Below are 11198 nucleotides of genomic sequence, written 5' to 3' on the forward strand. Positions count from 1 at the left end.
GGTGGGGGCGGAAGCGCGTCACCGGCCTCAGCGACCCTTGTCGTAGACCAGCTGCTCCACGTCATATCCAAACTGCGTGGCCATATACGTGTTGATCGGCCCCATCCCCTGGATCAGCATCGTGCCATCCGGCCTGCCGCAGCGGTTGGCGACGTTCTTCATGCCGTAGATCAGCGCCGCTTCGCGGCCGCGCGTGGGCGTCGGTGCGGGATCAGGCGTCCACCACGGAAAACGATGCAGCGGCCTGTTGCTGGGCACATCGTGCTGCCAGCAGACAAAGGTCAGGCTCTCCTTGCCGCTGGCATCGTAGGTGTAGACACGATAACTGGCGTAGCCGCTTCTGGTGGGTGTGACCTTGAGTACGCCGCTTTCAGCGTAGCGCTGGAGGTCTTCTGGATAGACCTTAAGTGCCCGGCCACCGGAGTAGATCACCTGGACCAGCTTTCCCTCGGCGTTGTAGGTCTCCTGGCGACTGAGTTCCACCGAACGCCATTGACGAAGCCGAGGCGTGCGACTGTTTCCATCGAAGAATTCGATGACATTCAAACCGCTTTGGTGCGGGTAGCGTCGCACACGCGGGTACTTGTCGAGGGTGGTGAAGTGGTCATCAACGACGGACAGCGGAACCGGCTGCGGGAAGTCGTACCTCAGCTTTCTGTTCGGATCGCGCAACAATTCCTTGTACGGCAGCTGCGCGTCATAGGCCGCGAGCCCCATGTTTTCGGTGTACAGCCCGAGGATTCCCGCCTTGTTCGTAAAGCCGAAATACACGGACAACCGCTCACGCTGCGGGACAGAGGCGCTGGGCCATGCGGTACCCTGCCCCCACCACTCGTCCGCGTCCAGTGCAAGCCCTTCGCCCCTGGGCTCGGCTGCATCCCTTTTTTTCGGCACGAAGAGTCGTGCCAGCAGGCTGCCATCGGCATGGTAGCTATACGACGTTGTTTCCACCTCCCCGGTTTGAAGCCCGGCACATTGCGCGCCCGGCACGTTGACCAACGACTCGAACATCCCTCCCGTGGTCCAGATCAACTGCCCTTGGGCGTTGTACCGCGCGCAGAACGTCAGGCGGTCGATCATCAGCTCTTTGGGGTAGCGCTGGCGGAGTGCGTTCACATCCTCGGTCTCCTGCACCCTGGCCTCGACCAGATGCCCGTCCTGGTCGTAGAAGTACGCATCCACACGTGCCATATAGTAGTACGGGGTCAGTTTGGCCAGGATCGGGTTCCGCTCCTGGCCTGCCCAGCGGCGATACGGAACGGCCCGCACCTTGTTGTCTCTGTCACGACGCAGGTCCGGCGTGTCATCTCGGTGCGCGTAGCTCAAGGGTTGGTAGACCCGGCTTTCCCAACGTTCAGTTCGGCACACGCGCTTCCCACCCTTGCCATCGGGCTCCAGATACACCACTTGACCATCGGTGAAACCAAGCTTGCCCTCTTTCAGATCCACCACTGCCGGACGCAGGGCGGGAACTCGCAGATCGCCCTCGCCATAGATCTGCGGCCCTTGCAGCCAAACCCGTCCAGGCGTGTCGCCTCTGAACACCATGCTCACACCGGCTACCGGCGATACGAGCAGATCGGCACGGTCCGAGCAGTTGGCAGCCGCCTGTGCAGACAGCACCGACGTGAGCAGCGCAGCGGTCGCCAATCGGCGTGCAATGCTCATCCTTGCTTCCTGCCGTTGCGGGTCGATAGAACCGAGGCCATGTGGGTTCCTTTAGTGTGCAGACCGGTGTGGGTGGGGGCAGCAGCGATCAGTTGGCTGGGCAACGCGGATGCCGGGTCATCCATGCCGTGGCCCCATTCCAAGGGCATGCTTACCCAGAAGCCTCTGACTGCTGGCCGGCTGTCTCCATCACCTTCACGAAGACGAGCCAACCCCTTCGCGACATTGTGACAGCCCACTACCGTGGTGACATCGCCGTCCATCACACTTGGAGCGGCCATGTAGGCCGGCTGGAGATCCGGCGGCTGCGCGTGAACATAGCGCTCCACTGCCTTCTTCTCTTCATTCCATCCAGCAGATGGAAACCCTTCGAGCACTGAATCGTAACGGGGCAGGGCATCGGTTGGCACGTTCCTGAACACCTCTTCGTAGATCGCAGCGTTGTCGTCTGCCAGCCTCTGGATTTCCGTCCAGCAAACGGGATCGGCAGGCTTGGCAAGAAATGGAGTCTCACCTTCGCGCCGGCTGATCGGAGGATGAAAAGCGCCTCCCGCTGCACGGGTGTAGCCATCAGGCTTGCCCATCTGCCGCATTTTCTCACTGCTGTCGATCGACATTCCCAGGAACTTTCTCCATAGGCGCATCCGAAGATCCCGTGCAAACGCACGCGTGCCCACGTGGAGGCCGTTGCCCAGATCACGCAGCGTTGCCTCGCCATCAACGATCACCGCCGCAATTTCCGTGTCGCCATTGCCCAGCAGGCTTCGGTCATTGCAGTTGGCGCTGCCGATGATGGCCACCGCATCATCCACGATCAGCAGCTTGGAGTGTACGTAGCACTGTTCGGTCACCAGGTAGAGCGGCGGATTCGCCTCGCTGCCGCCTGCGGTTCGGGGGCCCGTGGTGTACAGGTCATGGTTGGTGTCCTTGAGCACGCCATAGCTGCGCAGGTTCAGGACAGTCAGATAGGCCTTCCACCCACCTTGGCGGAGTTCCGCACGCAGATCCTCCTCGCTCACACTGACATCGCGGATACCCAGGCGCCTGGCTGCCAGCGTCCGGCAGATCCGCCGGATCAGGCTGTCCTGCCCTCGCAGCAGGGTCTGCTGCACCCAGTACTGCTGTTTGACCACCGCGCCGTCGGTCACGCTGCCTTCGGGGTGTACCGGCAAGGTGATGTAGACATGGAAGCCCGTCCCGCTGCGGATCGCCTTGGCGATACGGGTGGCGATCACTTCGACCAGTGGGTTGCTCGCCGCCGATGGCACACCCGGCTTGAAGGCGAGCATGTCCGCGACCGGCGTGCCTGGCAGCGCAGCGTCCACCGGCCCACCCACCATCCCCAGCCCCCGCGTGATCCGCCGTGCCTTGGTCTCTTCCTCCTCCGTGGACGGACCGCGTCGACTATCGCGAATGCGCCTGTCCAGCGGGCGTCCGGGCTCGACATCGGAGAAGCCGCAGCCTGAGATCAGGAACTGCGTCTCCAGATAGACAAACGCCCTGGCCGATGCGATGCAATTGAGCATCGCGTCCTGGATGGAGTGCATGGGTTGATCGCGCTCCCAATAGGGCGTCAGATTGCTGCCGTCGTCCAGGTCCAGGCCGTACCTGCGGCAGGCCCTGCGCTCCATGTCGTGCAATGCGGTGCCAGACGAGCGCACGATCTGCACGCTGACTCCACCGGCGGTGCCAGGACGGCACAGGTCTCCGAAGAGCGCCTGGGCACCCCCCATGCGCTGCAACCAAGCATCACCCAGGGGCGTCAGCTCCAGGCCGCGCCCCAGGGACGTCTGCCTTGGTACCGCCTTCCCATGCTCCGCCGCCCAATCGATGCCCGCATTGATGCCCCCCACCGCTGCCCTGCCCCCGCCCCTTGCGCCACGCTGGTTCTGCCACAGCATGGCGTTCCAGCGATGCATGAAGTTGCGACAGATATCAAAGACTGCCGGCCCCTCAATGCAGGCATGCACGTCCTGCCACGGCATGCGCGGCTGGCGACCGCTGTCCAGCAGTGCCTGGGTGCGGTCTACGTCGGTCGCCAGCCAGGTGCGAAGGTCGTCCCACTTCTTTCTGGCACTGGCGAGCTTCTCCAGCGCTTTGGCCTTGGCCTTCTCGATGTCCGCGTCCATCTGGGATGGATCGCCGGGGTAGATCATCATCCGATCCAGCCCCTTCACGAAACGCCCGCGGTAACGCGTGAGCATCGCAGACTTCCCTGCGATCCAGTCCTCCAGATCCTTGGCGTGAATGGCCGTGAATGCGTCCACAATGTCCGACGCTGCCTCAAGGGTACCTGTGACATCGCCGTTCCCGGCCTGGTCCACGGTGCGGTTGCCGGCGGCAATCACCTCACGATAGCGGTGCCGGGCCTGGTCCAGATCGATCCTGATGGCATTGAGAACCCCGCCCACCGTCCGCACGACGGTGATCATCTCGGAGATGCCTTTGACGTCCGCCATTTCCTGAAGCACTGAGATGATCGCGTCGCTGAGTACCTGCTTGCCCTTTTCCTCCAGCAGTGGCGTGATGGCGGCCTTGTCGGCATAGTCGAGAAGTTCCGACAGCGCCGCGCCCTCGTCCCATTGCTGTTTCATGCGATCAACGGCAATCGCCAGTCCCGGCAGGTACGCGGCAGCGAAGCCAGGACGGACCCTGCCGCACGCCTCCAGACTGTCGTCGATCCGGTCTCGGGTGAGATCGACCTCCAGGGTCGTCATGCCGCGCGAACGCGACAGGCTGTTGTTGTAGTGATCGTTGAGCACATGCAGCGCCGGATTGCAGACCACATCAAAGTTGCCGTCGTCCCAGCGGCCGTGCGCGATATCCAACCCACCAAGGAAGCCGATCTCTCCATCCACCACGAGAATCTTCTGGTGATGCGAGAAGGCGATGTTGAACGCATCGGCGCGACCGGTGGCCGGGTTCTGCAGACCTACTTCGATGTTGCCCGGGGTATTGTCGTCGCGCATTTTGTACAGCGCGATACGGGCCTCGTTCTCGTGCGTGTACGCGGCCGCCTCGATGCTGTCATAGAGCAGTACGCGCACGTCCACACCGCGATGATTGATGGCGTCGAACAGCAGTTCACTCAGCCGCCCGTCTCCGCCCCCTCCGCACTCGGTCATCTCCGTATCGATGTTCAACTGCCAGTCGGCAATGAAGATGAACTTCTTCGCCCGGCGGATGGCCTCTGCCATCGCATGCATGGCAGAACAGCCATCGGTGAAGGACTGCACGGCATTGCCGTGCCGCACCGGTGCGAACTGCCGCTCTGCCGGCGCGTAGTAGTCCCCGCTGGACGTGCCCTGCTGACCGTTCCGGCACGTCAGCGCAGTGTGCGCGACGGTACGGGTATGGGTGTGCGTGCCATCTGCCATGATCAACCTCTCCTTGCGCCGTCCGCGCCTGGTGTTCAGCCCGGGCAGGAACTGCCCCCGTCGTACCGACTGTTTCTGCTGTACCCCGCTTCAAAAACGGTGGTGGACGCGGGCCAGACCGACAGGGACCGGCTCGCGTTCCACTTCCGCACGCGACATCTCCGCCTTGCGGCCGAACTGACTGCCGCTGTATTCGTCGACCTGTGCCGGCCGCCGGGACAGCCTGTTGCGTCCGGCGTACCGCGACGAGTCGCGGCGCGGTTCATGCAGTGGATGAGCGCGTGATGGCTGCAGCGCCCGAGCGTGCAGTTCAGCGGCTATCGCGCGAAGGAGCCTAGCGGCGTGTTGCCGGGGATGTCGTGCTGCCAGCGGATGACGGCTGCGGGCTGCCTGCCCTTTTTCATCGCAATCGCAGGCATTGCAGCGGTCGTCGCCGCTGTAGGTCGCATGATCCTGCTGCCGCGACGGGGTGTCGTCATCGGCCAGGGCAGACCCGGACATGCGCGGATTCGACGGCACGCTGCCGTCTCGGCAGAAGACCGGGATCGGGATCGTCGCCGTACGCGGCCCAGCCGCGCTGCAGGGGACGCGTCTGGCAGGAGAATCTCCTGACGGGCCATTGCGGCCTTCGGCGTCTCACCTCTTTCGGGCGTGCTGCGGGCATCCACTGCGTCGTGGCCAAGGACGCCTACGTGGGTCATCAAGCAGCAGCGTTCAACCTGGTCACGAGGCCTCGTGATGCCGGCCAGGCAGGGCACGCCGGTGCCTGCCCTCAGAGGGAAGGCACCGGCGTGTGCGAGCATGTGCACAAGGAGTCACGCGTACTCAGGGCCTACGCAGGCGCCTCACCGCAGCTGATCGTAGCTCAGCGTTTCCACGTCATATCCGTAAGGAACTGCCCGTATGGTGCCGCTCTCGTCTCGACGCAGGCCAGGCGTGCCGTCTGGCCGCGGACGCTCCATCGGACTGTAGGCACGGCTCTCCCATTGTTCCAGTCGGCACACACGCTGACCACCGTTGCCATCTCGCGGGCGAAGCGAGGAGATCGGCGCGGTCCGAGCAGGCCGCGCCGGCCCGCGCCGAGGTAGCCCAAAGTGCCACCACCAGCAGACCCAGCACACCGGGCTTCACGCTCACAGCTGATGCAGACCAAGCCATCTCGTCTCCGGTGCGGGTCGATGTGCCTGCGATGCCTTACCGCACCTCGTCGTAGCTCAGCTTCTCCACGTCGTAGCCGTACTGGCTGGCCATGTACGCATTGATCTGCGCCAGCCCCTGGATGAGCATCTTTCCGTCCGGCGTGCCGCAGCGGTTGGCGACGTTCTTCATGCCGTAGATCAGGGCATCTTCCTTGCTGCGCTTTGGCGTGGGATCGGGCGTCCACCACGGGAAGTGGCGCAGCGGCCTGTTGCTCGGCACATCGTGCTGCCAACAGACGAAGACCAGGCTTTCCTTGCCCTTGGCGTCGTAGTCGTAGACGCGATAGCTGGCGTAACCGCTGGTGGTGGGCGTGACCTTGAGTACGCCGCTCTCCGCGTAGCGCTTGAGATCTTCCCGGGCAACCTCCTGCGGTATGCCGCCGTAATGGATTACGCGGGTCAGTCTGCCGTCCGCGCCGTACATCTCCTGGCGGTTCAGGTCGGCACCGCGCCATTGACGCTGGCGCGGTGCGCGGCGGTTGGCATCGAAGAACTCCATTACCGTGGAACCGCTGCGATGCGGGTAGGTGCGGATGCGCGGGTATCTGTCGAGCGAGGCGAACTGATCGTCGATGACCGAGAGCGGGACAGGCTGGGTCGGGAAGTCATATGCCAGCTTGGCGCTGCCATCCGTGCTGCGCTGCTCGTAAGGCGGCTGGGCATCGAAGGTGGCAAATCCCATGTCATGCGTGGCGAACGTGTAGATGCCCTGCTTCGGAATGAAATTGAACAGTGCCTCCTGGCGCCTGGCGTCCTTGTCTTTCAGCCACGCGTTGCCCTGCCCTCGACCGCGCGCGCTCGGCGGCTGCGACGCCGTGTCGTCGTCCGCCTGCCCGGGACCCGGGGTGCGAAGCTGCGACAGCAGCGTACCGTCGGGATAATAGGCATACGTGGTCATCGCCGCCGTGTCCGGCGCGACCTGGCTGCACTGGAAACCCGGCTGGACGCTCACTGCCTCGCTCGGGCCGCTGGCCATCGTCATCCGCCCCTGCGCGTCGTAGCGGGCACAGAAGGTCAACCGGTCAGCCACCACCGAGCGCGCGGCGTGATTGCTGGCCACCGTGATTTCCGGCGTCTCATGCATGCGCGCCTCGACCAGGTGCCCACCCGCGTCGTAGAAGAAGGCATCGACGCGGGTCATGAAGTAGTGGGGAGTCAGTTTGGCCAGGATCGGATTTCGCTGCTGCCCGGGCATGGGACGCGAGGAAGCCGCCTGCACCTTGCCGGCCGGGTCGCGACGCAGACCGGGTTTTCCATCCGGTTGCGCGCGCTCCAGGGGGCTGTACACCCGGCTTTCCCATTGCTCCAGCCGGCACACGCGCCGGCCGCCCTTGTCGTCCGATTCCAGATAGACCACCTGGCCCTCGGCCGGACCGAACCGGCCCGCCGGGAGGCTGGCGGCGGACGGCACCAATGCCGGCTGCCGCAGACGGCCGTCTTCCTGGATCTGGCCGTGCTGCAGCGCTACCCGCGCGGCGGCGCCGTCGTTGAACACCAGGGTCACACCTGCGACGGGCGACGCCAGCGGGTCGGTCCGGTCCGTACAGGCGGCCGTCGCCTGGAACGCCATCGCTCCCAGTGCGATCGACACCGCCCCCGTCACGCAGCGCCTGAATCTCATACCTGCTCCGTGCCCGTCTTGATCGGGTTGACCGATGCCATGCGTGTTCCTTCGTCGTTGATGCCGCGGTGCGTCGGCACGGCGGCAATGATCTGGTTGGGCATTGCGGCGGCCGGGTCGTCCATGTTGTGCCCCCACTCCAGCGGCATGGTCACCCAGAACCCCTTTACCGCCGCTGCACCATCGCGCAGTCGTGCAAGGCCCTTGCTGACATTGTGCCGCCCCACGGTTCGGGTTACCTCGCCGTCCATCACACTTGGCACCGACATGTAGCCGGCCTGCAGATCGGATGGCTGGGCATAGATGTAGCGCCGGACCTTCTCCCGCTTCTCGTCCATGCCGGCCGTGGCGAAGCCCTGGAACACCGCATCGTAGGTGCCCATGCTGTTGCGCGGCACGTTCTGGAACACCTCTTCGAACGCCGCCGCATTGGCATCGGCGAGCTTCTGGATCGCGGTCCAGCATGCACGGCTGGCCGGCTGTTCGATGAAGGATACGTCGTCCGCGTTCGGCCGGATCGGTGGGTGATAGGCGCTCCCCGCCATGTTGGTGTAGCCCTGGTCCTTGGCGACACGCCCTGGCACTGCCCCCGTCTCGATGGACTTCCCGAGGAACTTCTTCCAGAGCCGCAGACGCAGGTCGCGCGCGAACGTACGCGTCACCACCATCGCGCCATTGCCCAGATTGCGCACCCTGTTTTCCGTGTCCACGATGACGGCCGCGATCTCGGTGTCGCCGGTGCCTTCCAGGCTGCGGTCGTTGCAGTTGGCACTGCCGATGATGGCCACCGCATCGTCGACGATCAGCAGCTTGGAGTGCACGTAGCACTGTTCGGTGACCAGATAGAGCGGCGGATTCGCGTTGCTGCCCTCGGCGGTGGGCGGCGCGCTGCGGTAACTGTCGTGGTTGGTGTCCTTCAACACGCCATAGCTGCGCAGGTTGAGGATCGTCAGGTAGTCCTTCCAGCCACCTTCGGCGACTGCTGCCCGCAGATCGGCTTCGCTCACGCTCTCGCGGCGGATCTTCAGTTTGCGTGCCACCAGCGCGCGCGCGATCTGCCGGATGAGGCTGTCGCGCCCCCGCAGCAGGCTCTGCTGCACCCAGTACTGCTGCTTGAGCACCGCGCCATCGAACAGACTGCCTTCCGGGTGAACCGGCAAGGTCACGTAGACGTGGAAGTCCTGGCCGCAGCCGATCGCCTTGATGATGCGCGACGCCAGGGTGGCGACCAGCTTGTTGTGCGCGGCGGACGGCTGGCCCTGCCGGAATTCGCGGATGTCCTTGATCGCGTTGCCAGCCCCCAGTCGATCAGCGACGCCCTGGGTGGCACCCAGTCCGCGGTCGGCGATCTTGGCCTTCTTGTCCTGCGCCGGCGTCAATTCGCCGCGACGGCCGCCGCTGATGATGGTGTCCAGCTTTCGCCCGGGTTCGGCATCGGAGAAGCCGCAGTCTGAAATCAGGAATTGGGTCTCCACATAGACATAGGCCTGCGCAGATTCGATGCAGTTGAGCATCGCATCCTGGATGGAGCGCATGGGCTGGTTCCGGTCCCAGTAGGGGCTCAACCCGGCATCATTCATGTCCAGGCCGTGCTCCCTGCAGGCGTCGCGTTCCATCGTATGCAGCGCTGTACCGGACGAGCGGACCACCTGCACGGTGATGCCACCCGCGGTGCCGCGTCGCGATACGTCGCCGAACAGTGCCTGCCGCCCACCCATCGCCTCCAGCCATTTCCCCGACAGCGGCGTCAGTTCGCGACCGCGCGCCAACGAGACCTGTTCGGGAATGGCGGCGCCGATGCGGTTGGCGGTGCGGATGCCCGCATTGGTGGCGTCGCGGATCTTCTGGCCCGCCGCCCGGTCGCCGCGCTGGTTCTGCCAGACCATCGCGTTCCAGCGGTGCATGAAGTTGCGGCAGATATCGAACACCGCCGGGCCTTCCAGGCGGGCATGCACGTCCTGCCAGGGCATGCGCGCGTGGCGGCCGGAATCGAGCAGCATCTGCGCACGGTCGATCGGCTCGTTGAGCCACTTCTCGAAGGCGAGAAACGCATCCTTGGCCTTCTGCAGGGCATCCAGCGCGGCTGCCTTGAGCTTGTCCACGTCCTTGCCGATTTCCGACGGATCATCGATGTAGTCACCCGCCCGGTCGATCACCTTGCCACCGGTCTCGCGGACGGCCTCAACGGTTGCCTTGAGCTCATCCCAGCGCGCCATGAAGCCCTTGGCCTGGATGTCGACGAAGGCCTTGGCCGCATTCAAGGCATGGTCGGCCGCGCCGCTGACATTGCCCTTGCCCAGTTCGTCGTAGCTGCGGTTGCCGGAGGCGAGGACCTCCGAGTATTTCAGGTCGGCCTGCGCCAGGCTTTTCTGGATGCCCTCCAGCAGGGTGCCCAGGGTCTGGACCAGGCTGGTGGCGGTGGAGTAACCCGGAATGACCAGGCCGCGGATCTTCTCGGTCACCGCATGTTCGGCGGCGTCGGGAATGCCGGCCTTGTCGGCGTAGTCGAGGATTTCCGCCAGGGCGGCCCCCTTCTCCCACTGCTCCTTGAGCAGGTCCATCGCTGTGGCCATGTTGGGCAGATAGGCCGCCGCAAACCCCGGGCGCTTGCGCCCGGCGGCGTCGGGGCCGGTATCCATGATGTCGCGGGTGAGCTCCCACTCGTCCTGGGTCATGCCGCGCGCCTTTGTCACGCTGTTGTTGTAGTGATCGTTGATGACATGCAGCGCCGGGTCGCAGACCACGTCGAAGTTGCCATCGTCCCAGCGGCCATGCGCGACGTCCAGACCGCCGACGAAACCGATCTTGCCGTCGATCACCAGGATTTTCTGGTGATGCGAGAACGCGATGTTGAACGCGTCGGAGCGGCCGGTGGCCGGGTTGTGCAGGCCCACTTCGATGTTGCCCGGGGTGTTCTCATCGCGCATCTTGTACAGCGCGGTCCGGGCTTCGTTTTCGTGCGTGTAGGCAGCGGCCTCGATGCTGTCGTAGAGCAGCACGCGTACATCCACGCCACGCAGGTTGATGGCGTCGAACAGCAGTTCACTGAGGCGCCCGCGGTGCTCGCGATCCCCTCGCCCCGTCAGTTCGGTATCGAAGTTCATCTGCCAGTCGGCAATGAAGATGAACTTCGTCGCGCCGCGGATGGCCTCGGCCATCGCATGCATGGCCGAACGGCCGTCGGTATAGGATTGCACCGCGTTGCCCTCGCGGATCGGCGCGAACTGGCGGTCGGCAGGCGCGTAATAGTCGCGGCTGGACGTGCTCTGCTGGCCGGTCTGGCAGGTCAGCGCGTTGCGCGCGACGGTGCTGGTGTTGGTCCCATCGGCCATG

5 protein-coding genes are annotated in these 11198 nt (G+C 64.6%); all 5 read right to left on the bottom strand.

What is annotated here, in order from left to right; all coding sequences use genetic code 11:
• Positions 1 to 27: 27 nt before the first annotated feature.
• The 5 genes from GDJ08_RS04835 to GDJ08_RS04855 all read right to left on the bottom strand — a co-directional run bounded on the left by GDJ08_RS04835 (position 28) and on the right by GDJ08_RS04855 (position 11197).
• Positions 28 to 1668: a hypothetical protein gene (locus GDJ08_RS04835; protein ID WP_153164381.1), complete on the bottom strand. Its 1641-nt coding sequence runs from the start codon at positions 1666 to 1668 to the stop codon at positions 28 to 30.
• Positions 1665 to 5045, bottom strand: a complete 3381-nt coding sequence (locus tag GDJ08_RS04840) for a phospholipase D-like domain-containing protein (protein ID WP_229296440.1) — start codon at positions 5043 to 5045, stop codon at positions 1665 to 1667. Before GDJ08_RS04840 ends, GDJ08_RS04835 begins: the two co-directional genes overlap by 4 nt.
• 90 nt (positions 5046 to 5135) lie before the next feature.
• Complete coding sequence (locus tag GDJ08_RS04845; protein WP_153164383.1) at positions 5136 to 5546, bottom strand: hypothetical protein; 411 nt, start codon at positions 5544 to 5546, stop codon at positions 5136 to 5138.
• A 693-nt stretch (positions 5547 to 6239) separates the two neighbouring features.
• A complete protein-coding gene (locus GDJ08_RS04850) occupies positions 6240 to 7865 on the bottom strand; it encodes a hypothetical protein (protein WP_229296441.1) in 1626 nt (541 codons plus the stop codon).
• Positions 7862 to 11197 (bottom strand): phospholipase D-like domain-containing protein, encoded by a 3336-nt coding sequence (locus GDJ08_RS04855; protein WP_153164384.1) that lies wholly within the window; start codon positions 11195 to 11197, stop codon positions 7862 to 7864. The genes GDJ08_RS04850 and GDJ08_RS04855 overlap by 4 nt, the downstream gene beginning before the upstream one ends.
• Position 11198: the final 1 nt, after the last annotated feature.

It is taken from the genome of Stenotrophomonas nematodicola (assembly GCF_009467805.1).
Lineage (GTDB): Bacteria > Pseudomonadota > Gammaproteobacteria > Xanthomonadales > Xanthomonadaceae > Stenotrophomonas > Stenotrophomonas nematodicola.